The organism is Argonema galeatum A003/A1, assembly GCF_023333595.1.
In the GTDB taxonomy this organism is placed as follows: Bacteria; Cyanobacteriota; Cyanobacteriia; order Cyanobacteriales; family Aerosakkonemataceae; genus Argonema; species Argonema galeatum.
The window spans coordinates 1-25723 of sequence record NZ_JAIQZM010000042.1 but is presented as its reverse complement, the minus strand read 5'-3'; the positions used below and the strand labels follow the sequence as shown (position 1 = coordinate 25723).

Here is a 25723-nt window from a genome sequence, read left to right as displayed (position 1 = left end):
TAGTGTAGGCACCCTATTTGTAGGTATCAGTTTATATCTGCTAGGAAAAAATTATGTTCCCACCTGTTGTTTTGCCCTTGAACATAGAAGAAATATATGATGATAGTTTCTATAGAGCTAGCAATCCAGGATTAGCTAACTTAAACGATCGAGATTTATTGCGACACTTCCTGACAACTGGTGTTAGCCAAGGGCTCAGAGCTTCGCCCTTCTTCGATCTAAGTTTCTACCGCAATAGCAACCCAGAGTTAAAAAACCTTGATAATCAACAATTAATAAATCAGTTTCTCAGTGCTGGAGTTGCAGAAAATCGCAGATTTTCACCGTTGATTGATTTAGATTTTTATCAACAAAATAACCCAGATCTAGCGGGGTTGGACAGGGCGCAATTGTTTGAGCATTTAAAAAAATCTGGGTTAGCTGAGGGGCGAAGCTTCTCACTAATTATTGATTTAAATTCCTATCGAGCTAGCAATCCCAACTTCGCTGGGTTGAGCAACGAACAATTGTTCGAGCAATTTCAACTTTCTGGGGGTTTTGTTCAATCTCCGGTCACGCAGTTTTTGGATGTGGGATTTTACCGAGAAGCCAACCCAGATTTAGCGCAAGCGGGATTGGTTACGGATGCACAATTGTTGGATCATTTTCAAAGCGTTGGTTTAAAAGAGGGTCGTTCTTTCTCCCCGTTTTTAGATCTCGATTTCTATCGAGCTAGAAACTCAGATCTCGCGCAGCTAAGCAATAGACAATTAGCGGAACAATTGATAACATCTGGTCTGGATGAGGGGCGTCCCCTTTCGCCGTTCTTCGATCTGAATTACTATCGAGCTAGCAACAGCGGACTGGGGGAACTGAGCAATAGAGCATTGTGGGAAAACCTGCAAAACGTTGGTGTGCCTCAAGCGCTTCCTTTTTCACGGTTTTTCGATCTAAATACATATCGAAATAGCAACCCAGACCTGGCAAGTTTGAACAATGAGCAATTGTTTGAACACTTCCAAAACTTTGGGGTAAATGAAGGACGAACTTTTTCACAAGTTATCGATTTAAATTTCTATCGAAATAGCAACCAGAACCTGTCTGGGCTGAGCAATAGAGACTTGTTCGATTTATTGGTAACTACTGGTCTGGGTGGGGGAGGTGGAACGGCGGTTACGCAGTTTTTTGACCCCGATTTTTATCGAAGGAACAACCCAGACTTGGCGGTAGCGGGAATAGTTACCGACACGCAATTGTTGGAACACTTCCAAAACTTCGGTCTGGATAACGACGGACGAAAATTCTCACCATATCTCGACCTGGAATATTACATAGCTAACAATCCAGACTTGGTTGTGTCAGGAGTTGACACTCGCCGGGAAGCTTTCAATCATTTTCAACAGTTCGGGTTGGACGATGGACGGCGCTTTTCACAGTTTTTTGATGTCAACTACTACCTGGATAACAACCGTCGCGATAACCGCACCCTGCGTGAAGCTGGGGTGACCCCCCGCCAAGCGTTTGCAGACTTTCAAAATACTGGTTTAGAGCAGGGACTACGCCCATCGCTTCTATTCGATCCAGATTACTATCGCTTCAACAACCCAGATCTAGACTTGTCTCAAGGAACAAGGCTCTCCAATAAACAATTATTTGAACACTTTCAACTGTCTGGTTTAAGGGAGGGTCGTCGCTCATCAGTTTTCTTCGATCCAGATGCGATCGCTGCTTTGATTAGAGCGGACGTTCAAGCTGGAAGTGCTGACCCTTCGCAGGTATTTATACCATCAGTCAAATGGAACATACCTGCTAATGGTACGCTCTCATACAGTTTTGTGACGACTGCTAGTGCCTTTTTGTATGAAGGGCGAGAAACAGGCGTTAACGAATTAACGCCGGAAATTAAGCAAAATATCCGCAATATATTGGCTCAGTATAGCCAAATCATTCCTGTCAATTTCGTTGAGGTTCCAGACAGACCTCCTAATATCGGTCAGCTACGGTTTATGTTTTCCAACGCGGACAGGACAGGACAATCTGATCCTGCGGGGTATGCCTACTATCCCAGCGATCCTGGCAATGATGTCGTCCCATACCCTTCCCGTAGTGTTGGCGGTGATGTGCATTTAAGGCTTAATCCTAATATCAATTTTGCGGATGCTGCTGGCAATGCTGGTTACGAATTTTTGGTACAAAAGGTTGGTCAGGCTTTAGGTCTAAGTACGCCCTTAGCGCCACCGCTAAATTTCAGTCCCGACAGAAACAATAATACCAACAGCGTAATGAGTTCTAATCAAGCGGGAAGGTTTGCAAGCACACCGATGTCTTATGACGTCCGTGCTTTGCAGTTCCTCTATGGGGCCAGTTATTTCAACAACACCGATACAACTTATCGGATTGATGGAAGTAATATCCTGCAAAAGCGGACAATTTGGGACAGCGGTGGTGTTGATACGCTAGATTTTACAGGGCTGGGAGCTTTGCCACTCCGCTTTAACAACTTTGACTATTACTTTGACATGAATGAGGGCGGTCACAATACGACACAGATTGCCCTGAATGTCACTTATTCGATTCCCAATCCCAACAGTACTACAGCGGCACCCCTGCCTGACACTGTATTCAGGGCTGATGACTATAGCACGATCGTTGCTTTTGGCTCTCAAATTGAAAACCTACTAGGTTCTGGGGGCAATGATGAAATATTGGGCAATAATTTGGGTAATGATATTAAAGGTGGTGAAGGCGATGACAGGATAACGGGGGCCCGTGGTGCCGATACATTAACTGGTGGCGGTGGAGTCGATACTTTTGTATTTGCGGCTGGTGATGGCAGTCTGAATCGGGAAGGCGCTGACATTATTATTGATTTCCAGGATGGTGTGGATAGGATTGGTTTAGCGCTTGGTCTGCGGTTTGGTTCTCTGAGTATCGCTCCTGGTGCCAACGTGAATGATACTTCGATCCGCATTGCTAGCAGTGGTGAATACTTGGCTGTGCTGACTGGTGTTCCATCTACAGCTATTACCAGTGCCGATTTTACGTTTGTATGAACTACCTGTAGGGTGTGTATGGTCGCACCCTATCTGTAAATATCAGTTTGTATCTGTTAGGAAAAAATTATGTTCCCACCTGTTGTTTTGCCGTTGAACATAGCAGAAATATATGATGAGAGTTTCTATAGAGCTAGCAATTCCGAATTAGCTTTATTTAGCAGTCGAGATTTAAATCGACACTTTCTTACTAATGGTGTTAGGGAAGGGCGCAAATCCTCGCCGTTCTTCGATCTAAGTTTCTACCGGGATAGCAACCCAAACTTAAGAGACCTTGATAATCAACAATTAGTAAATCATTTTCTTGCTGTTGGGGTTACGGAAAATCGCAAATTTTCACCGTACATCGACCTAGATTTTTATCAACAAAACAACCCAGACTTGGCGGGGTTGGACAGGGCGCAATTGTTTGAACATCTGAAAAGTTCTGGGTTGGCTGAGGGGCGTCGCTTTTCACCAAGTATTGATTTAAATTCCTATCGAACTAGCCATCCTAATTTGGCTGGGCTAGGCAACGAACAATTGTTCGAGCAATTGCAAATTTCTGGTGCGTTTGTTCCGCCTCCCACGAATGTTCCACCTCCCATCACGGAGTTTTTCGATGCAGAGTTTTACCGAAAAGCCAACCCAGATTTGGCAACTGCGGGAATAGTTACTGATGCACAATTGTTGGAACATTTCCAAAACTTCGGTTTGGATGATGCAGGCCGAAAATTCTCACCAGTTCTCGACCTGGATTATTACTTAGCTAATAACTCAGACTTAGTGGCAGCAGGCATCGACACCCGCCGGGAAGCTTACAGTCATTTTCAACAGAATGGGTTGGACGAGGGACGGCGCTTTTCACAATTTTTTGATGTCAACTACTACTTGGATAACAACCGTCGCGATAACCTCACTCTGCGTGAAGCCGGATTAACTCCCCGTCAAGGGTTTGCAGACTTTCAAAACACTGGTTTAGAGCAAGGACTACGCCCATCGCTTATATTCAACCCGGTATATTACCGAGACAACAACTCTGACTTAGCTGTAGCAAAACTGACTAACAGAGAAGCATTTGAACACTTTCAAGTTACGGGTTTGAGAGAGGGACGTCGCTCATCAATTTTCTTCGATCCGCAGGCGATCGCTGCGTTGATCAGAACGAACTTTCAAGCGGGTAGTGTTGACCCGACGACGTTTTTTAGACCGACAGTCAAATGGAACATACCTGCTAATGGTACTCTCACGTACAGTTTTGTCTCGACAGCCAGTGCCTTTTTGTACGAAGGGCCGGAAACGGGTATTAGGGAATTGGATGACCAAACTAAGAACAATATCCGCAATATTCTGCGACAGTATAGCCAATTTATTCCAGTTAATTTCATGGAGGTTGCAGACAGACCTCCGAATATCGGTCAGCTACGGTTTATGTATTCTAACAGGGAGCAGGCACCTAATAGCTTAGCTTATGCCTACTATCCTAAAGACCCTGGTGACAGTACGATCGCATACCCTGTCGATAGTCTTGGCGGTGACGTGCATTTAAATCCTAATAAAAGTGCGATCGATTTTGCTTTTGGGCCTGGAAGTTCGTCTTACGAATTATTGCTGCAAAAGGTTGGTCAGGCTTTAGGTTTAAAACCAGTTACAGAGTCAACGCCAAATCTGAATGTTGGAAAAGATAATAATACCAACACTGTGATGACGTCCAATTTTTCTACCGAACTATATAATGGGGAACCACGATATAATGGAGTAATGGCAAGTACGCCGATGCCTTATGACATCCGTGCGTTGCAGTTTCTGTATGGTGCGAGTTATGTGAACAACACCGATACAACCTATAGGTTTGATGCTGGCAATTTTTTTGGGATCAAGCAGACAATATGGGATAGCGGTGGAATCGATACGCTAGATTTTTCGGGGTTGCCTCCAGATGTAACTGGTTATTACTTTGACATGAATGAGGGCGGTCAAAATACGCAACAGGTTGCTCTCAATAGTGCTACTTATTTGATTCCCCGGAACGATTCTAATCAACCCACTACCGATCCGGCGACCCTTCCAGAGCCAGATCGATATAATACCAGCATATATTCCACAAGTATTGCTTTTGGATCTGAGATTGAGAACTTGATTGGGTCTGGAGGCAACGATCAAATATTGGGCAACGTTTTGGCCAATAACATTTTAGGTAATGCAGGCAATGACAAGATAACGGGTGCCCGTGGTAAGGATACATTAACTGGTGGCGGTGGTGCGGATATTTTCGGATTTGCTGCTGGTGATGGCGGGTTGAATTTGCAAGACGCTGACGTTATTATTGATTTCCAGGATGGTGTGGATAGGATTGGTTTGGCACTTGGTCTGCCGGTTGGGGCTCTCAGTATTATTCAGGGTTCTGGTGCGAATGCAAATGATACTTTGCTCCAGATTGCTAGCACTGGTGAATATTTGGCTGTGTTGAGTGGTGTTCCGGTGGGGGCGATCGACGGTAACGATTTCGTTTCGGTTTAAGGGTGCGGCTTCGCCCCCCTAGCCCTCCAAATCTGGGGGGGACAGGATTCTTGTCGCCCCCCCCAGATTTGGGGGGTCGGGGGGCAAAAACCTTGGTTTTTGCGTAAGTCCTTAATGTAGGGTGGACATTAGCGGCCTTACATAATAAGAATTTGTTAATTTTTCTTGGCTCTATCTCTCTTTGGTGAGGATAAGTGCGATCGGGTCAGTTATATGTGGGATTGGGTGAATACCGACAGGAAATAACCTATGCCCGTAGAATTATTTGATGCTAATTATTATCGATCGGTTAATCCAGATTTAGCTAATTTCGACGAGGCACAGGCCCGATCGCACTTTCAGAACTATGGTTTAGCTGAAGGACGCCAATTTTCACCATTAGTCAATCTTAACTTTTATCGCTCAAACAACTCAGACCTGGCAATAGCAGGTTTAACTACTAACAGTCAACTATTCGATCACCTTCAAAACGATGGTATAAGCGAGGGAAGGAGATTTTCACCGCTAGTAGATCTTGAGTTCTATAGATATAATAACCCTGACCTGACACTGTTAAGCTCGCAAGGCGACAGCCTACTATTTGAACATCTGCAAAAAAATGGTTTAACTGAAGGACGGCAATTTTCACCTTTTTTTGATGTCAACTACTACCTTTCTAACAATCCAGACTTAGTTACAGCAGGTCTTAACAATAAGCAGGCGTTTGAGCATTTTCAAGAGTCCGGCATAGCTGAGGGACGCCACGCCTCAGTTCTGGTTTTATTCGATCCTGGATATTATTTATCGCAAAATCGACAGTTGGTTGCAGCAGGTATTAATAATAATCAAAAAGCATTTGAACACTTCCAAAGCTATGGCTATGCTGAAGGACGACGTTCGTCACCTTTGTTCGATCGCAATGGCATAGAAGCGTTGGTGGGATATTCTCCTGCTAGGTGGAATGTTAGTCAAGGTGGCACGCTTACATTCAGTTTTGTTACTGCTGCCAGTGCTTCTTCCTACATAGGCCCGGAAACTGGCGTTGGGGAATTGAGCGTGGCGATTAAGAATAATATCCGCAATATTTTGTACAACCTGTACACCCCAATTCTTCCTTTCAATTTGGTGGAGGTTCCAGACACAGATGCCAGTCACGGTCAGATCCGATTGATGTTTTCTAATGGAAACGGTGTGCCAAGTTTTTATGCCTATACTTATGAACTTGGCTTTGACGATCTTGATGGTGACGTGCATTTAAGCCGCGATGCTGAAGGCAGCTCGATTAATGCCTTTTCAGGTGGCCCTGGCACCTATGGGTACGCAAGTTTAATTCACGAAATCGGTCATGCTTTTGGTTTGAAACATCCCGGTAATTACAATGGCAAAAGGAGCGCGGGGCAACCTCCATTTCTGCCTTATGGGGAAGATAACAACATGAATACGGTGATGACCTACAACTACTCTTTGTCTGACCCTTCGCCAAGTACGCCGATGGCTTATGATATACGCGCTTTACAGTATCTCTATGGTGCTAATAATTTCAATAATAGCGATACGATTTATAAATTCGATCGCAGCAATTTTATAAATCAAAGTCAGACAATTTGGGATAGCGGTGGTATCGATATCCTAGATTTTTCTGCGCTGTCGCCCAACGAAACCTATTACTATTTTGATATGAATGAGGGCGGTCATCTGACGACTGGGGATGCTAGAAATGCTGGGTCATATTCGGCACTAGGCGATCGCACTTTCGCTACTTACAGGCCCGATCGTTACGCTACTGCGATCGCTTATGGCACTATCATGGAAAACCTGAATGGTTCCCAAGGCAATGACTATATTATCGGTAACCAAGCCGATAATCTGATTAGGGGTGAAGCTGGCTACGATATCCTCGTCGGTGGCGCTGGTGCGGATACTTTAGTAGGTGGCGGCGATGGGGATACTTTTGTGCTTACTCCCGGAGGTGGTGCAGCCGATCTGATTATGGATTTTGTTGATGGTCAGGATCGGTTAAATCTACAGGGTGGTTTGACGCCCAATTCTCTAACTTTTACTCAGGGAACGGGTGATAATGGGAATAATACTTTCGTCCAAATCCCTGGTAGCGGTGAACTTTTGGCGGTGTTGGTAGGTGTAAATGCGAGTGCGATCGCATCTCCTGATTTTACTTCAATTTAGCTGGCGAGATCCTCATTTAAATAGTCATTTTTAAGCTTTGCCCTTTGTATTTTCACAATTTGCTTGGGTGCTACTATCTGCTCATATAGGCTAATTGCTTCGGCAAATTTTTTATTACTATCCTCAATGTTCCCCATCTTTTGATAAGTCAATCCGAGCTGATAATAAGCATCAGCTAGGTCGGCTTTTGCTCCCAATCCCTGGAAGATTTTGATAGCTTCGGCATGATTTTCCAGCGCTTTCTCAAACTCATTTACGTTTCGATACACCCCTGTTAACCCATTTAAAGCGTGACCTTTATTATGCTTGGAGTTGTTTTCTTCAGCATATACTTTCACTCGGCTAAACATTTCAAAAGCCTTTTCATTTTCTCCAGAATTGCTATATACTAAACCTAACCACAACGAGCTATATATAGCTATCCACCATAGAGTTTTTATCGTTGGTGGAAGTTCCTTATAAGCTTGTTCGCCCTTCTCAAGCAATTGATATGCCTTTTGTTTGTCGTATTCGGCTGATTCTCTGTTTGAGTATAAAACGGCTTGGCCGAACCAAGACAATATTGCAAATACGTGCAAATTAGTATTTAATGTATTTTCTACAGTTTCTTCGTAAGATTTGAGCGCTTCTTTAGTTTCACCAAGTCCTACTTTACAAGCACTTATGGCAAACAAAATTCCAATCTCGCGTCTTTTTAGTTCAAATTTGCTATTTTCGTCTTTACATATTTTAGATAGCAGCAATTCATCCGACAGGCATTTGATTGCCTTTTCTCTGGAAGCATAATAAAACTTAAGAGCGTTTTGTAAATCGCCTAAACGATGGTAATTTCCTCCAAAGTCACCATAAATTAGGGCTAAATAATATTCATTAGAAATTTTGTTAATTATGGGCGTTATTACAGAATTTATGTTTTGGACTAGACCCATCCTAATAAATGAGTGACTGAGGGACTCTTTTTGTTCCATGTTTTTGGAGTTAGGTGGTCTCTCTTTTATGATTATCTCAGCTGCTAGATCGAATTCATTCAGATATGTGTAGTGATAATAAGCTTCCAAAGCTTTCAGTGCATCTTCTAGATTTTCAACGGTTTCAACACTTTTCGTCCAAAATTCCGCTGCTTGGCGGTTGACGGTTTCCCATTCATCGCTTGTTCTTAGCCGAGCTATCGCTTCTGCCCGAATTACTGGATGCAGACCGTATTCTCCCTTGTAGAAATCTAATAAAGAGCGATCGCGCAATGATTTAACCACCTGACTGCGTTGTTCCTCTGGCACATCCCATAGCAAATACAAAATTCCATCTAAGAATACCGATCGTACATCTTGATAACGATAGCATCCCAGACGGCAGAGCAGTTTATAAGCTTCGGGGTCGATTTGTTTCAGACGGTTGAACTGAGTGACCACTAAATCTTTTAAAACACTTTCACTCAACAAATCATTTTCATTTATTTGCCAATAAGCTTCCAGATCGCATTCCCAATCTATTTCAATTACTCCAGAAACGATGTGCATAGCTTTCGCATTACCTTTATAGGCTTTGTGCATTGCACTCAAAGCTTCTTTCAAAGCGATCGAATCAGTCTTTATTTTGTGGCTGTTAAAAAACTGTTCCCATGTAGCTAGATCCAACCCTTCCAACTTATAGTGCTTAAACGTCACCGCAGATTCTCCCAGTCGCTCGCGGCTGGTAATCAGGGTAATGCAATTAATGCCGGGGTCAGCCAATACTCTTAATAATTCTACGTAGTCGCGGTGAGCGGCAATAAATTTGCCATCTCTATCCAAAGCTGGTTCTAGGTTATCAATCAACACTGCAACTTTTTTAGTCTGCTCTCGCAGCTTTTGTCTCAGGCGCTCTAGGGTGACGCCGAAATCTCCTCCCGGCTCCTCGTTAAAGTGTTGTCTTAGCCATTTCTCAACTTCCTTTTTGGCGCTGGTGATGTTTTCGGTCTCTTTAGCCATCCAGAGATCCAAAATCAAGTCGAACCGGCCACTGTTGAGGAACTCCCAGCATAGCAGAGTCTTGCCTATACCGCCCTCACCCAGAATCAGTATAATTTTAGCTCTTTGGTCGAGCATAGTGTTGAGATCTGCGATCGCTTTTTCTCGTCCAAGAAAAATGGCATTCTGATTATTTATTGTTTGCTCTATTTCTAAGCCAGAGGAAGACTCAGAACTGGCAGGCTTTTGGGCCTCTGCTCTCAACGAAGCTTGCCATAGCCTCTCCAGTGGGGCTTGAAAATTTGTTTTACTGACCTTTTCCCCTAATACTTCCGAAATTAGGTTCCACAATTTCGGGCCAATGTCTTGCTGTAGGTAGGTAGCGGTATAGCCTGAAGCTTTCGCAATCTCGTGATACCTCTTATCTTGCCAAGTGCCCCGAAGTATCACCAATTCCACATCTCTTAAGTGGAGCTTTTTCTTGGCAAAGACTGTGGCGTCTAGAACTTTTATTGCTTCTTCAAAGTCCATTAGCTTTTACTGCCTAGATAGTCGTAACAACTTGCTCTTTCAGTATAACCTTACTTTTCCAGATTTTTTCTAACTTTTTTTCCTCCTCACCTTACTTTTCCCGATATTCACCCTTACTAACTGGCACACATTATCCCTATCGACAGTTTTTCACTGACATACGAAACTGGGGTTATGGGGATGTTATCGAGATAAGGCAATGACTTTAACAGACACTAATAGTTATTTTTACCGAGCGCCTAGACCGTTTCCTCTTTTATAAAGACTATGACTACTCAAAAGACTTCCGATTCTTCGGCCATTCGTCAAGTTAAGCATTCGCTGTAACCGGCTCTATGTCAGGATAATTGGCTCTTACAGTTACAAATTGTTTCACTGATGGGGAATAAAGTTGTGATTAACTTAGCTGGCTCGTTCGTTCACCCAAAGTTTCATTTTATTAACACCCCGACTCAGACATTCCCGCTCGATTCGCTCGGCAAATCCGGTCTGAAAATCGGATTCCACTAAGGGACTTCCTGAAGTACGACAAAGATAGTTTGGTTCGCCTTTATGGAATCCATGCTGAGAAAGCTGACTTTACCACAAGGAAAAGACTTGAAACCTACTTTATCAAATATTCACACGATCGACATCAAAATCACACAATCGGGTGATACAGCCACAAAATTTTCATTTTCTGTTTCTGTAATTCGTCAAATTAGTTTTTAGGGTCAATACCATGAACATCACAACTGCCAACGATTTCAATCCAACTTCTATCATCGATCTCAACTCTCCGGAACATTTGCCAAAAAACTACGACTCTCAAACTTTAACCCAGCTGTTGCTGGAGGAACTGTGGGCATCAATCGGCTCCCAATCCTTGCAAGTTAAGGGGGTGGCTTCCCGAATGGCGCTGGAAGTAGAACGGGTTTGCCGTAAGAGTTCCCGCATCCAAAGTTCCGGTCAAATCCGCTCCTGGCAGCTCACCTTGGGGCGTCATAGGTTGGAAAAGTGTCTGTCCTATTACCGCTTAGGGCCTAAACAGGGTCGCGTTGAACTGCATAGCAACCTCAGTGCGATCGTTTATCGATACATAGCACTGCCGCAATCTCAGTTGGGCTTTCAAGGGCGCACTAACCTAATTGAGGACTTCCTGCAAGACTTTTACATAGAGTCTTTTAAAGCTTTTCGGCGCGAAAATGAGCTTGCACAAGACTATAAGCCCCGCACTCAGTTGGAATTGGCTGAGTATATGGCATTTATCGAGCATTATGCCAAACGACGGATTACTTTGCCAGGGGGTAATACCCAGCAGCTGATCGTGCTGCGAGCCCAAGCGTTTGTCAAACGCCAACCTGCTGAGACTGCGCTGGATATCGAACAGGCGGTGGAAATGCCCAAGGGAGATCAAGATCAGACAGGTATGCAGTCATCGCTGATGCAGCAGCTGCGATCGCAGATTGTAGCTGAAACAATTGACCCATCGGAAGGGGTATTGCGCGATCGCGTCATCTCCGAACTGTTGGAATATCTAGAGTCTCAAGATCAATCAGACTGTGTAGATTACCTAGTCTTAAAACTCCAAGACTTGGCAGCCCCAGATATTGACGCTATTCTCGGTATAACGCCCCGCGAGCGCGATTACCTGCAACAGCGCTTTAAGTACCATGTGGAAAAATTCGCTCGCGTCTCCCACTGGAAACTCGTACATCAGTGGTTAGGGGCAGATATCGACCAAAAACTGGGAATGTCTTCTCAGCAATGGGAAACGTTTTTCGATCGACTTTCCCCCCAACAACAGCAGCTACTGCATCTCAAACAGAACCACAAACTTGACGAGGAAATTGCCAAAGCCCTCAAAGTGACGCCCAAACAGGTGCAAAAGCAGTGGATGAATATGTTGGAAATCGCTTGGAAGGTTCGCAACTCGGAAACCCCGAAGCCCAAGGCTGTAGGCGAAAGGGGCGGTTGTTGTTCATTGTCCGTAGCTGTTGGGAGCAAGGGTAAGCTTGTAGCGTAGCTAAGCTGCTCACAAAAGTCAAAAAACTGTTGTAGGGGCAATTCATGAATTGCCCCTACATCTAGAAACCCGGCTTCTGGCATTACTGAATCTATTTTAAAATTTGCTTAATCATCTGGTTTGCCTGCGACTCGTAACCGCCGCCAAACAAATTGTAGTGATTGAGAATGTGGTATAAGTTGTAGAGCGTTTTGCGCCGATCGTAGCCCGGATCTAGAGGCCAAGCTTCGTTATAACCGCCATAAAATGCGGCGGGGAAACCGCCAAACAATTCCGTCATGGCGATATCCACTTCGCGATCGCCATAATATAGTGCAGGGTCAAAAATTACCGGCTCATCTGACGTTGTAATCGAGGCATTACCCGACCATAAATCGCCATGTACCAAAGATGGTTGAGGTTCATGACTCGCCAGCAGTTCTGGAATCGCTTTGAGTAAACGCTCTCCCTGGCTAAAGCTACCACCCTGTCGAGACGCCAATTTTAGTTGATAGCCAATCCTGTGTTCGGTAAAAAACTCTGCCCAATCAGATGTCCAAGTATTAATCTGAGGTGTGGAACCGATCGTATTGTTGGGATTCCAACCGAACCCTTTACTGCTGGAGGCTTTGTGCATCGCCGCCAACTGACGCCCCATCTCTGACCAAGCACTCGTTCCACCTTTACCACCCAGTTCGAGCCATTCTAATACTATGTAGGCAGACTCGTCCGCAATTCCCCAGCAAATTGGTTTGGGAATGCGGATAGTCTGCGTTTCCCACATTTCTTGCAGTCCCAGCGACTCTGCCTCAAACATATCAACTTGCGACGCTTGGTTGAGTTTGGCGAAATAGGTGCTAGAGCCGTTGCTAATAGCGTAGCCTTGATTGATACAGCCGCCACTCACCTTGAGCCTCTGCTGGCTGTGAAATTTCTCGCCAGTCACCTGGGTAATATGAGCATCAATTTGTTTCCATATCATGATGAGAAATTTTCACGAAGACAAAACTTACGTTTTTGTTGGCGCTTTTCTCCCCAGATGTAGGGGCAATTCATGAATTGCCCCTACATCTGGGCGATAAAATGGGTAATATCCTGTCCGGTTGTATCGTTAGTAGTTGAGTAATATCGTCAAATTGTCTGTTGTCATCGTTGGTTAAATTTTTACCGCAGATGAAGACAGATACACGCAGATGAACGCAGATAAGAGAAGAAGACGAATTTTTCAGGTAACCGATACTACCGCACACGCCCACAGCGTCAAATAAATTTTGAGATTTTAGACCGCGTAGGCGGTCTTCGTTCGTGTAGCCGCGCCTTTAGGCGTTAGGCTTAAGAACTACTACACCATAAGCATCATCAAACAAATACCGATCGGCAGCAAGTTGAAGATCCACCTCATCCAGGGCTTGAATGCGAGCTGGATAATTCATAGATGGCGCTAAATCTCCCACCAGGGATTGATAATAGCCGTATATTCCGGCCCGATCGCTTGGCGTTTCGTTAGCAAAAACAAACCGATTTCCCACTTGTGTGCGGACGCGGGCAATCTCCGCTTCGGTAACGGGTTCTGTTTGGAGGGTGCGGATGTGTTGCGCGATCGCAGTTTCAACTTCCGCTACATTTTCTAACGGCAACTGCGCTGAAATCTGGAACGTACCCTGAAACTGATAAGTCATATTGCTGGCAGAAATATTGGTAACTAACCGCCGATCCTCCCGCAAATCCCGCACCAACCTAGATGTCCGCCCTTGTCCTAAAATTGCCGCTATTACATCCAGCGGATATGTTTGATTTAACTGAGTCAAACCGGGCACTCGCCAAACCACGATCAGCCGTGCTTGCTGTAAGCTTTCATCAATATACTCGCGGCGAACAATTTCTTTAAAAGGCTGTTCTGACTGGAAAGTAGGGCGATCGACTGCCCCAGATTGAGTGGCTAAGTATGACTTGCCCCGACCCTGCATAAATCCGTCTGTGACAATATCAATTAATTCTTTAACCGGGAGATTACCTACTACTACGGCAGTTATCGACTGAGGTTGATACCAACCGGCATGAAAATCGCGCATCTGCTGAGGGGTAAGCCCTTCAATTACCGATGCTGGGCCTAAGACTGGGCGACGGTAGGGCAGTTGGTCAAAGGCGGTTTCGATCGATCGCTGGTAAGTGCGGCGGCGGGGATTATCTTCTGCGCGACGAATTTCTTCTAAAACTACCGATCTCTCCCGTTCAAACGCCTCGTCTGGAATGTTGGGGTTAAGCACTACATCTATCTGCAATGGTGCCAAAGCGGCAAAATCTTTGGGAGCCGATGTGATGTAAAAATGAGTGTAATCTTGACTGGTCGCGGCGTTGGTGACTGCGCCTCGCTCTTCAACGTATCGCTCAAACTCACCGCTTGCCAGTCTGTTGGTTCCTTTAAAAACCATGTGTTCCAAAAAATGAGCCATGCCGTTGATCTCATCCGATTCTACCGCTGAGCCAACGTTCACCCAGAGACTCAGGTTCACGGCTTCCACCGGCATCTGTTCGGCCACAATTGTCAGACCGTTAGGTAGTCGGCAGAGTGTGGGGGCGTTTAGCGGTGGAGATTTCAGCAGGGTTGATGTCATGTGTTGTTAAAGTTGCGATCGCTGTTACTTCTCCTATATTAATCGTTACGGTTCTTAATATGCTCTGGTAAATACACGGAAAGCATTGACGCTATGCAGATTTCATCACTTGTGCCCCATGCTAAGCGCCAGGGATTAGGGGCCTTAACCGCTCAAACATCGATCGCAGTCAAAAAGAATCCCAAATAGTTAAAGCTCAAACTTTTCAATTCGTTCTGTTTTCTGTTTCAGCTTGTTCAGCTTGAGCAGCACTTACCCATTCTTGCATCGCTGGCAAAGACCAAATAGTTTTTATGTAGGCTTGGGAAATCGGATCTAATTCTACACCATAAGTAATAAAACGGGAAACAACAGGAGCAAACATGGCATCAGCAATACTGAAATCACCGAAGAGAAAGTCTCCTGACTTACCAAACTTTTGCCGACAATCTTGCCAAATGTTAGCGATGCGTTGAATATCCTCTGTTACTCCTGGTTCTCTCCCTTGTCCAGGTAAACTAGCGCAAATGTTCATCGACATATTTTGGCGCAGATTGAGAAAACCCGCGTGCATTTCGTTACTAATAGAACGAGCGATCGCTCTTACTTGCCGGTCTTGGGTCCATAGTTTTGCTTCTGGAAAACATTCTGCTAAGTACTCATTAATTGATAATGATTCCCATATTGTCAAATTATTGTGTATTAATATCGGCACTTTACCATTGGAAGAATAACGCAAAATTTCCTGTTTATATGTACCCGTATAAAGAGGAATACTTACTTCGTCAAAGTCAATCCCTAATTGTTTGAGAACTAACCAAGGACGCAGAGACCAAGAAGAATAGTTTTTGTCGCCAATTACTAAACTAAATTCTGACATCTGTAGTTAATATTTTAGGCTTCACTGCATTAGCAATACCACGAAAGCTTGATAAATGGTTCATAAAATATTATTATTTTAATAATCCTTAACAATAATTATTGCTTCATGTCCGGCCTAAAATCCCCACACATAGTCGTCATCGGTGCTGGAATTGGCGGTCTCACAGCAGCAGCGCTACTCGCTCATCGCGGTTACCAAGTGCTGGTTCTCGAACAAGCCTTAGTACCCGGAGGATGCGCTTCTACTTTTAAACGTCAAGGATTTACCTTCGATGTGGGTGCTACTCAGGTTGCTGGACTGGAACCGGGCGGCATTCATCACCGCATCTTCTCGGAATTAGAGATTGAGATACCAGCGGCGACGAAGTGCGATCCAGCTTGTGCTGTGTATCTACCGGGTGAGACGGAACCGATTAATGTCTGGCGCGACCCCCAACGATGGCAGGCGGAACGGCAGCGGCAATTTCCCGGTAGCGATCGCTTTTGGCAGCTGTTGGCAAATCTGTTCCGCTACAGTTGGGCTTTTCAATCTCGCGACCCGGTGTTGCCACCCCGTAACTTGTGGGATTTGTGGCAGTTGACAAAAGCAGTTCGTCCTGATACAATATTAACCCTGCCTTACACTTTTCTGACGGTTGGCGATGCTTTGCGGATATATGGGCTGGGTGACGATCGGCGCTTGAGAACGTTTCTGGATTTACAACTAAAGCTCTACTCTCAGGTAGATGCTGAAGAAACTGCTTTGCTATATGCTGCTACTGCTTTGGGTGTTTCTCAAGAACCTCAAGGATTGTATCATCTTGTGGGTAGTATGCAGGTGTTGAGCGATCGCCTCGTGGAAGCCCTAGAGCGAGATGGCGGTAAGCTGTTAATGCGCCACAGTGTCGATCGTATTTGTGTGGAAAACGGAAAAGCTACTGGCGTCCGCATCCGCAATCAGAAAACTGGTGAAGTCTGGACTGAATCGGCTGACATTGTTGTGGCAAATGTTACCGCACAAAATTTGGTGCATCTGTTGTCAGGGGAAATAAACGAACCGCAGAGAAGTAGAACTATTCCCCAAGGTTATCGTCGTCGGGTGGATAAATTACCGCCAGCGTCGGGTGCTTTTGTTGTTTATTTGGGAGTAGAGGAAAGTGCGATTCCGCCGGGATGTCCGCCTCACCTACAATTTTTGTATGATGGGGAGGGGCCGATCGGGGAAAACAATTCCTTGTTTGTCTCGGTAAGTCATCCAGGAGATGGTCGCGCCCCCGATGGTAAAGCAACTATTACGGCTTCTTCTTTTACGGATGTTAGACAGTGGTGGAATTGTGCCAATTATGATGATTTTAAGGATAAATATACTGAGGAAGCGATCGCTCGTCTCTCTCAATATTTCCACCTTACCCCAGAAACCATTCTCCACGTTGAAGCTGCTACACCTCGGACTTTTGCTCATTTTACAGCACGCGATCGCGGCATTGTCGGCGGCATCGGTCAAAGAGTATCCACTTTTGGCCCGTTTGGCTTTGCCAATCGCACTCCCATCAAGCATCTCTGGTTAGTAGGCGACTCGACTCATCCCGGTGAAGGTACTGCTGGCGTCTCTTACTCAGCTTTAACTGTCGTCCGACAAATTGAGGCTGACTTTTCTCGACGGTTTAGTTAAGAAAAAGCCGCCGAATTTACAGAAGTTAATCCTAATTGTCAACTTTTGTTGGTGTTGTTTAGTCTTGAGCAGACTTCTTAGCTAGCGTTTAATTAGGAGGTGAAAATGTTAAATTCAACCGTCCTGCATCAAGAAGCGATCGCTTGGCACCAGCAAAAGTGTTTTCTCCAAGCAGAACAGAAATATAAGGAAGCTTTACAGCACAGTCCCAATAACGCAGATATTTGGAGCGATTTAGCAATACTATATTACCATACACAGCGATATCAAGAGGCTTTAGAAATAATTAATCAGGCAACAAACTTTGGCAAACCAAAAGCTATTTATTATTTCAGACTAGGTTTAATACTTGAAAAAACAGGTCAAATTTCCCATTCTATTCGGGCTTATCAACAGTCAATATCTCTGGATAATCAGTGGATTGATTCTTATGTAAATTTAGGTTCTCTTCTATTTGAACAAGGCAATCTATTCAAAGCAGAAACATTTTTTACTCAGGCGATCGCGCTCAATCCTCGCTGTACAAAGTGTCATTATTTTCTTGGTAAAATCTTAATGGCACGGCGTCAAATTGACGATGCAATTCGTGCATATAAAACAGCCCTTGAATTGCAACCAGAAAACTATAATATCCTCTACGATTTGGGAATGGCATTACAGACAAAAGACAAGTCAGAATCAAGCGGTCTTCTTTTTCTCGGTCATGCCTTTTATTACCAAAATAACTATGTTGCAGCAGTTAAATATTATCAAGATTTTGTAGAAAATAACGAAACCAATACTCTATCCATTAACGAAATCACGCAACTTTACTTCAATTTAATCGCAAGTCTCTACCATTTGGAACAAGACGAAGAGGCAGTTCAACTCTATCGTCAAGCAATACAACTTTATCCAAATGCCTATGATATACGCATGAAATTAGTAGATTTTTTGTATTCGTGTGGGCGAGTTAAGGACGCTATCGAATTTACTCACGATGCACCAAATTTTCTTAAAGAAAACTTGTACTTTAAGCGGAGAAATTCATTAATGCTGCCGATTATTTATGAAAATAAAGAAGAAATAGATTTTTATCGAAATCGCTTTAGTCAAGGCTTAGAAGATCTAATTCAGCACAGATATTTGGAAACACCCGAAGCTACAAAAAATGCTTTATTAGATATAGGAGTACACACAAACTTTTATTTAGCTTACCAAGGCCAAAATGATTTAAAATTACAAAGCCAGTATGGGCAATTTTTACATCAAATTATTGCTGCGAATTTTTCCGAATTTATTAAACCTTTATCCATGCCATCACTAGGACAAGATGACCGGATTCGGATTGGGTATATTTCAAATTATTTTTATAGTTATCATACAGTAACTCATTTATTTCTTGGTTGGCTACGCCATTGCGATCGCGAAAAATTTAATGTTTATTGCTATCAACTAGGTACAGCCTCGGATGTCTTAACTCTCAAATTTTTGGAGCATCATAGCGATAGTTATTATCACCTGCCACATGAGCAAAGTTTAGATATTAATTTTATCAAAAGAGTGTCTGAAAAAATTATTAGCGATCGGCTTCATGTGCTGGTTTTTCTAGATATAGGTATGCACCCATACATGAGCATATTTGGGAGTTTAAGACTTAGCCCTGTTCAATGTACAACCTGGGCACATCCAGTAACTTCTGGTTTACCGACTATCGATTACTTCCTATCTAGCGATTTGATGGAACCGCTTGATGCTGAAAACCACTACTCAGAAAAATTAATTCGGTTGCCTAATATTGGAATTTCTTACCCTAAACCAGATATTTTGTCACCAACAAAGACTCGTTTAGATTTTCAACTGCGAGACAATGCGATCGTCTATTTATGCTGTCAGTCTCTTTATAAGTATCTACCCCAATACGATCGCATATTTACTGAAATTGCCAGCCGTGTTCCCCAGGCTCAATTTGCTTTTATCTCTAACAAAAGCCCTTATGTTACCAAACAGTTCCGACTGCGTTTGCAAGAAGCTTTTGAGCGGGTTGGGTTAAATAGCGGGGATTATTGTGTAATATTGCCCCAGCAGTATCAGATTGATTATTGGAATCTCAATTTGATTTCAGATATATTTCTGGATACCATCAGCTGGTCTGGAGGTAGAACAACCTTAGAAGCTATTGCCTGTAAATTACCTATTGTCACTTGTCCCGGCGAATTTATGCGCGGTCGCCATTCCTACGCAATTTTGAAAATGCTCGGAGTCACCGAAACAATTGCTCAAGATGAAGCTGAATATATTGAAATTGCTGTGAAATTAGGCTTGAATCGATCGTGGCGAGAAAGTATTGTGGAACAAATGAACCAGCGCCACAGTTATCTCTACGATGACCAAGTTTGTGTAGCAGCGCTGGAGGAATTTTATCAGCGGGTAGTTCAGGATTTCAAATTTGAGATTTGAGATTTCAGATTAAAATTTGGATTTTAAAATTTGCAATCTGAAATCTTAAATTTGGAATTTCTTAAGGAACCGTGGCTGGTGGAGGACTTGACTCATCAGAGGGAGCGAAGTTTGGGGGTGGGCTAGTTTGGTCTGGCGGTGGTGCTGGTTCCGCTGGTGGTGCAACAGGTTCTGGACTTGGTAGAGCTGGAGGATTCAAGATATTTTGCCAGACATCAATCTGGGCTCTTGCTTCTGCATAGGCGCTAGTACGATCGGGAATTGTTTTAGCAATGGCGATCGCACCCGCTAAGTCATAACTGGCCCGGTCTTGCGCTAGACTCAGCATTTGATAGCTCCATTGATTAATAGCATCCTCAGCTTCTGCTCGCAACGGGCTAGAGTTAGGTACTTGCTTTGCCAATCGAATCGCCATCGCCAAAGTATCTGGCGTTCTTTGACTCCCTAATCGACGTGCCTCCTGCAAATTTTGCTGAGCCTGAATTTGCGCTTGCCAATCTGCCATCGCAGCTTGCGCCTCACCAGATAAAGCCCTTCCTGGTTTAATCTGACCAGCCGTAGCAATAGCATCCACAAGATTGCCCGCACCCGCTAATTGCCGTGCTTGATCTAGATAAGGCTGGTCTTGAATTCGCTGAATCTGGGCAGTCCACTGCCGAACCTTATCCTGAGCTTCCTTATAAAGAGCGCGACCGGCGGCAATCTGATTCGCCTCATCAATTGCCGCTTGCAGAGAAGTTTCATCACCCACACTCGCAATTTGTTCGGCTCGATTCAAATAAGGACGGTCTTCCATCGTCTGGATTCGATCTGTCCAGCGAGAAATTTCCGTTTTTGCTTCTTCAGCGCGGGGATGAGTTCCCGGTATCAGTTGCACCTCTTTAATGGCCGATTTTAAATCGCTAGCAGTTCCCAGCTGAGCCAATTGGCGTGCTTTTTCCAGGTGGGCGATATCTTCGAGTTCTCGCTGCCAACGGATAATCAGATCCTGCCCCTTAATATACAGGGGTCGGTCAGGAGTGAGCTTTTTGACAAGTGCTAGAGCCTCCTGGAGACTGGAAGCAGTTCCTTGCTGCGCCACCGCCTGAGCCTGAGCTAAATTAATAAAATCTTGCACCTGGGCTTGCAAATTGGCACTAGCGGGAATCTGGCGGGCGATATCGATCGCCTCATCTACATTCCGAGCCTCCAGCTGGGCTTCAGCCAGATCCATCATTTTGCGCCCAATCTCAACGATAACCGCTTGAGTATCCTTATAAATGTAACTCTTGGGGTTAATTGACTCTGCCAGCTTAGCAGCCTCCAGCAGATTCTTAACTCCGCTGCGCCTTACCAAATTTTGCGCCTTAGCCAGCGTATCTCCATCGTCACGCGCCGACACAATCAGCTGGTTAAGTTCCTCATACTTAGTAGTTTGCCAGTAAGTATTGCCGACATATAGCAAGCGGACAGCTTCCCGAAAAGCTTGAGACCAGTTTTGCTTAGGCAGTTCGGCTTCCCCATCGCGATAAATGCCTTCTGCCTTAGACCAGAGCGACTTCCAACTCTGAATCCGGGTTTTCACCTGCGAGTATGCAGGAACATCAGCCGGAATTTTTTTAGCTATAGCTATAGCCTCATCCAGCTTGCCAGCATCAAACGATGCTTCAGCCAGATCCAGGATATCTTGCGACCACTCTTTGATTTCGTAGTTTACTTCCTCGCGCAGCGGGTGATCTGGTGGCAGACTTTGGACAAGAGCGATCGCCTCTAACAGATCCTTCACCGTCTGCTTCTTTGCCGCCAGCTGAGCGCAGTACAGCCGCATAGATGCCGAAGCCGTCGGCCAGTACATAGAAGGACAGTTCGGCAGTGTTGGCAGCTTAAACAATAAAGCCACTGCCATGAACCCCACTCCACTTGCGGTCACCGTTGCTAAAAAAGCCCAAAACTGCCAATACTTAAACCAGCGTCCTAGCTTTTGCGAAACAGGTAACAACTTGCTTATTGGCGCTGATTTTCCAGGCTTCACATTTTCTAACTGTTCCCCATCAGCAGGTTGGGTTGACTGTACTTTGTTTACCCCAGAAGTATCTGCCGAAGCTGAAGCAGCACCTGTCGGCGGTGCTACAGATGCTCCTGGAATCAGTGGTGGAATGGGAAATCGGTTTTGATTCCCCTGCTCTGAAGCTCTAGCAGCAGACCATCGGTCTGAACTTCCCCGTTCTCTCATAGCTCACACCAAAATAATCGTGCATTGGGCCTAACTGGTTCGGCTCGAACACGCAGTTCTAGCGATCCTACCCCTGTAATTCCAAAAAAGCTAGATCTTGTGAATTATATCTTTAGCGACGCTCAAGGTGTAAACACAGATACCAATAAAAAACCTTTGGTTCAGGATTGGGCCCCGTAAAGTTCCACAATCAGCTCAACCAGTTCGTCGCTGCTAGCTTTGTAGACTTCCCCACAGAAGTGACAGGTTGCCTCAGCACCATTATCTTTTTCAATCATGTCTTGGATTTCAGCTTCCCCCAGCATCTTTAAAGCCCCCATCAGGCGACTTCTAGAGCAGCCACAATGGAAGCGTAGCAATTGTGTCTCTGGTAATAGCACCAGTCCCATGTCACCCAGCAGATGCTGAAAAATATCCGGCAATGTCTTGCCTGCCTGCAATAATGGCGTGAATCCCGATAGAGCCCCGACTCTAGACTCTAAAGTTTCCACCAGCGCTTCGTCTCTTGCTGCTTTGGGGAGGACTTGCAGTAGGATGCCTCCAGCTGCCTTAACTTGGCCAGCCTCAAGAAACACGCCTACAACTAGAGCTGAAGGGGTCTGTTCGGAATTTACTAGGTAATTAGCTACGTCATCGCCAATTTCACCCGAAACTAGCTCCACAGTACTGGAATAGGGATAGCCGTATCCAACATCTCGCACAACGTAAAGGTAGCCTTCCTGACCCACCGCTCCACCTACATCAAGTTTGCCTTTAGCATTAGGTGGCAGTTCGATCGAGGGATTTCCCACATAGCCGCGTACTGTTCCATCTAAACCGGCATCGACAAGAATACCACCCAAGGGGCCATTACCCTTGACTCGAATATTTACTCTCGATTCGGCTCGCTTCATGTTGGAGACTAGCAAGAGCCCTGCTGACATTGTGCGGCCCAAGGCCGCTGTTGCCACATAAGAGAGCTTGTGCCGTCGTCTGGCTTCTTCTGTGAGGCGTGTTGCGATCGCACCAACCGCACGAATCCCGCCATCGGCTGCCGTAGCACGAATTAACTGATCGGCCATGAAAAATCCTTACATTTCTTAACATCTTCTATTTTAAGTTGGCGATCGAGCAGTTGGCGTCTAGAACACCGATTCAGTAATCGTAGGGCGAAGCATTCGGGCCCAAAATCTATCGCTCTTACCCTAGATTTTGGGCCCGAATGCTTCGCCCCTACAAGCTAAACGGCAAGGCTTTGGCATACTAAAAGAGACGGGCACCCACAAGGATCGCCCCTAGACAAATCAAAATATGTGACTGGCAATTCAAATGCTGGGTACTTTCCAAAAAAGCAATCTGCGAATAGAGGTTGAGGCTAAAGAAACAACCATTCGGGACAGCCTGCTGCTACCGAGCCAGCTGCAACAATGGCTATGGCCCCAAACCTTTGACTCTGGGCTACCTGAACAGCTCCACAGCGAGCTGACTTTCACCAGTTGGATTGGCCCCGTGGAAATCCAACACCAAGTTGATGTGGCAGAACCTAACTGTCTGCGCTTGTTATTGAGTCAGGGAATTGATGGTTTTCATGAATGGTATTGGGGAGAAGGTTGGGTGCAGTCTCGCCTGGAAGGGGTGTCTTTGCTGCCCTTAAATTTGGGTCAAACACTAAGTTTGCTCCAGCTAAAGCAATTTTTGAAAGCTAAATCAAGCAGCTAGCTAACGACTAATAACGGATCCAAAATTTTAGATTTCAGATTTTAGATTTCTTTCTTTGTTTTAAATCTGAAATTTGAAATCTAAAATCTGAAATTTACCTCTTCCACTAGCAAATCTCACCTCTGTGATTGTTTGCGTACTTGTGCTACTACTTCATTCAACCCAACCTGCTTTAAAAGCGAGTAAAAATCCTCAGTAATAGATCGATCGTCAGGCTTAGCATCAGAAGCTTTGGAGAGCGCTTGTAGGGCATCATACCAGAAACCCTCTTGAGCATAGGTTATGGCCCGATCGCTCTCTGAACTAGCAGATGAAAGCCGTCTAGTCAGCGCTGGCGTAGGAGTCACACGCCTAATAAGGGCCTCGACTACCATGTTTTTAAGCTTCCCATTCTCATTGCAGAGGACAGATACTGACCAGATGTAGTCTTTTTCTGCCATCAATTCCGGCTTTTCTGAAGGCAATTCCATCTGAATTATGCCCGCTTTCGCGATCGAGAACTGCTGCGTAAAGACTACTTCAGCCTTCCCCACTTGCTTTAACGCAAACACCATTTTTGGCGCTTCAGTATCTGAAAATCCCTTGTCTGACAGATACCAGAAAAACGTGGGATGCCGGGATATCGTTTGTCCTGCATGATTTTCAGGAACCAAGGGTACAAGTAGCGACTTGTCGCAGGAGGGGGTAACGCCTCTGAAAGTATCGGGAGGATCGACAAGACGCGCTCCCCCCGCTATAGTCCCTGCTGGAGCCCCTCGGTTGGGCGGCTTATACTCAATACTTTTCCTAGCTGTAGGAGGATTTGCTAAGGCTTTTGAGTTGAAACCTAAATCAATTGATAGTCCCTTCAATGTTTGATTCAAAGGGGTGTTGCTCCAACCAATCAGTTGTATCAAAAGGATTGATACTGCACCAGTTACTACATTCGTCTGTTTGCGTAAAATAACCATAACCTTCTTGTTTTAGAGTCAGACCGGAAAACTTCTTATGCAAGATTTTTCGAGCCAAAGATTATTACCTTTGTGAATTTTGCCGCTGTTTCGCTACCACTTCATTCAACCCAACCTGGTCTAAAAGCGAATAAAAATCCTCAGTAATAGACCGATCTTGAGGTTTATCGTTAGAGGCTTTGGAGATAGTTTCTAAGGCGTCATACCAGAATCCTTGCTGAGCGTAAATTCTGGCCCGATCGCGTTCTGATTGGGCCCTTCTTAGCCGTCTAGTCAGTTCCTCTGTAGGAGCCACGCGCCTAATAAGGGCCTGAACAGTAACTTTTTTAGAGCCTCGCTCGGTATTGCAGACAACTGATACTGACCAAAGGTAATCTTGCCCTACAGTCAGTTCTGGCTGGCCTTTAGGAATTTCTGTCTGAATTATGCCAGCTTTTGGTACTTCGAGCCGCTCCTTAAAGAATGGCTCATTTGCGCCCTCTTTTTTTAACGTAAACTCCACCGAACTGGTGTCTGACATATACCAGAAAAACTTGGGACGACTAGATGTAGTTTGTCCTGCATGATCTTGAGGAACTAAGAATACAGGCAAAATCTGGGAACATTCCCTTCTCAAAGGCTGAATCGGGACTGGGGAAGCAGGGGAAACGGGAGGTATATTCTGGTTTCCTCGCAACTGAATAGAATCTTCATCTGACTGTAAAATGGTAGGCCCCTCATGGTTACGCGCCCCTCCCGATCCCGTACTTGAGGGAGCGCCTCGGTTAGGGGGCGTATAGTTAATCCCTGTTCCATCGCTGGGCGGAAGTTGGGCTAATACTGAAGAATTGAAACCTAGCTGAATTGATAATCCCCTAAATGTCTGATTTAGAGGGTTGTTACTCGAACCAATCAGCTGGCTCAAAAGGATTGATACTGCACCTGTCACCACAGTTGCCTGTTGACGGCAAATAACCATAATCCTCGTTCTTTACAGCCTTTTTCTGATAGTATTGTAGACTTCCAAATTTAGATTTTGTTCGGCTTGAAATTTGATTTTTTGGAGTTGTTATGCTTTTGTTCAAGAAATAACATTTTTATTCCTCTGCCCCTCTGCCCCTCTGCCCCTCTGCCCCTCTGCCCCTCTGCCCCTCTGCCCCTCT

16 protein-coding genes are annotated in these 25723 nt (G+C 44.9%); 8 read left to right on the top strand and 8 right to left on the bottom strand.

Translation table 11 applies throughout. The annotated features are described in order from the left end of the window. Nucleotides 1-53 precede the first annotated feature (53 nt). From LAY41_RS27805 to LAY41_RS27795, 3 genes are all read left to right on the top strand, one after another. Nucleotides 54-3032, top strand: coding sequence for a M10 family metallopeptidase (locus LAY41_RS27805; RefSeq protein WP_249105185.1), 2979 nt, complete (start codon nt 54-56; stop codon nt 3030-3032). A 69-nt stretch (nt 3033-3101) separates the two neighbouring features. Then, entirely contained in the window at nt 3102-5531 is a 2430-nt protein-coding gene (locus LAY41_RS27800; protein WP_249105183.1) for a M10 family metallopeptidase, read from the top strand. A gap of 249 nt (nt 5532-5780) precedes the next feature. Further along, nucleotides 5781-7694 (top strand): M10 family metallopeptidase C-terminal domain-containing protein, encoded by a 1914-nt coding sequence (locus tag LAY41_RS27795; RefSeq protein WP_249105181.1) that lies wholly within the window; start codon nt 5781-5783, stop codon nt 7692-7694. Here the strand turns inward: LAY41_RS27795 and LAY41_RS27790 are convergent. Beyond that, nucleotides 7691-10171 (bottom strand): tetratricopeptide repeat protein, encoded by a 2481-nt coding sequence (locus LAY41_RS27790; RefSeq protein ID WP_249105178.1) that lies wholly within the window; start codon nt 10169-10171, stop codon nt 7691-7693. The genes LAY41_RS27795 and LAY41_RS27790 overlap by 4 nt on opposite strands. A 552-nt stretch (nt 10172-10723) precedes the next feature. Here LAY41_RS27790 and LAY41_RS27785 point away from each other — a divergent pair. Together LAY41_RS27785 and LAY41_RS27780 are read left to right on the top strand one after the other, a co-directional pair. Further along, a complete protein-coding gene (locus tag LAY41_RS27785) occupies nt 10724-10882 on the top strand; it encodes a hypothetical protein (protein ID WP_249105177.1) in 159 nt (52 codons plus the stop codon). Between the two features lie 10 nt (nt 10883-10892). After that, nucleotides 10893-12176 carry a HetZ-related protein gene (locus LAY41_RS27780; protein WP_249105176.1) on the top strand — a complete coding sequence of 428 codons (1284 nt, stop codon included), beginning with the start codon at nt 10893-10895 and terminating at the stop codon, nt 12174-12176. A gap of 91 nt (nt 12177-12267) precedes the next feature. On the opposite strand, the gene LAY41_RS27775 is transcribed toward LAY41_RS27780, so the two are convergent. From LAY41_RS27775 to LAY41_RS27765, 3 genes are all read right to left on the bottom strand, one after another. After that, entirely contained in the window at nt 12268-13134 is an 867-nt protein-coding gene (locus LAY41_RS27775; protein WP_249105232.1) for a fructosamine kinase family protein, read from the bottom strand. Nucleotides 13135-13474: 340 nt separating this feature from the next. Continuing rightward, on the bottom strand, nt 13475-14770 hold the full coding sequence (locus tag LAY41_RS27770) for a M16 family metallopeptidase (RefSeq protein WP_249105174.1): 1296 nt from the start codon (nt 14768-14770) through the stop codon (nt 13475-13477). A gap of 205 nt (nt 14771-14975) precedes the next feature. Next, nucleotides 14976-15629 carry a glutathione S-transferase family protein gene (locus tag LAY41_RS27765; protein ID WP_249105172.1) on the bottom strand — a complete coding sequence of 218 codons (654 nt, stop codon included), beginning with the start codon at nt 15627-15629 and terminating at the stop codon, nt 14976-14978. Between the two features lie 108 nt (nt 15630-15737). On the opposite strand from LAY41_RS27765, the gene crtD reads away from it, so the two are divergent. Together crtD and LAY41_RS27755 are read left to right on the top strand one after the other, a co-directional pair. After that, nucleotides 15738-17282: a C-3',4' desaturase CrtD gene (gene crtD / locus LAY41_RS27760; protein ID WP_249105170.1), complete on the top strand. Its 1545-nt coding sequence runs from the start codon at nt 15738-15740 to the stop codon at nt 17280-17282. A gap of 105 nt (nt 17283-17387) precedes the next feature. Beyond that, on the top strand, nt 17388-19721 hold the full coding sequence (locus tag LAY41_RS27755) for a tetratricopeptide repeat protein (RefSeq protein ID WP_249105169.1): 2334 nt from the start codon (nt 17388-17390) through the stop codon (nt 19719-19721). A gap of 61 nt (nt 19722-19782) precedes the next feature. On the opposite strand, the gene LAY41_RS27750 is transcribed toward LAY41_RS27755, so the two are convergent. Then, nucleotides 19783-21933, bottom strand: a complete 2151-nt coding sequence (locus LAY41_RS27750; RefSeq protein WP_249105167.1) for a chromosome segregation ATPase — start codon at nt 21931-21933, stop codon at nt 19783-19785. 161 nt (nt 21934-22094) lie between these two features. Then, the gene (gene hslO / locus LAY41_RS27745) at nt 22095-22994 is read right to left on the bottom strand and encodes an Hsp33 family molecular chaperone HslO (protein WP_249105165.1); all 900 of its coding nucleotides are present in this window, start codon (nt 22992-22994) and stop codon (nt 22095-22097) included. 247 nt (nt 22995-23241) lie between these two features. Here hslO and LAY41_RS27740 point away from each other — a divergent pair, with 247 nt between their 5' ends. Continuing rightward, nucleotides 23242-23631 carry a hypothetical protein gene (locus tag LAY41_RS27740; protein WP_249105163.1) on the top strand — a complete coding sequence of 130 codons (390 nt, stop codon included), beginning with the start codon at nt 23242-23244 and terminating at the stop codon, nt 23629-23631. A gap of 116 nt (nt 23632-23747) precedes the next feature. On the opposite strand, the gene LAY41_RS27735 is transcribed toward LAY41_RS27740, so the two are convergent. Both LAY41_RS27735 and LAY41_RS27730 read right to left on the bottom strand, forming a co-directional pair. Then, nucleotides 23748-24581, bottom strand: coding sequence for a DUF928 domain-containing protein (locus tag LAY41_RS27735; RefSeq protein ID WP_249105161.1), 834 nt, complete (start codon nt 24579-24581; stop codon nt 23748-23750). 64 nt (nt 24582-24645) lie between these two features. Next, nucleotides 24646-25539, bottom strand: coding sequence for a DUF928 domain-containing protein (locus LAY41_RS27730; RefSeq protein ID WP_249105159.1), 894 nt, complete (start codon nt 25537-25539; stop codon nt 24646-24648). Nucleotides 25540-25723: the final 184 nt, after the last annotated feature.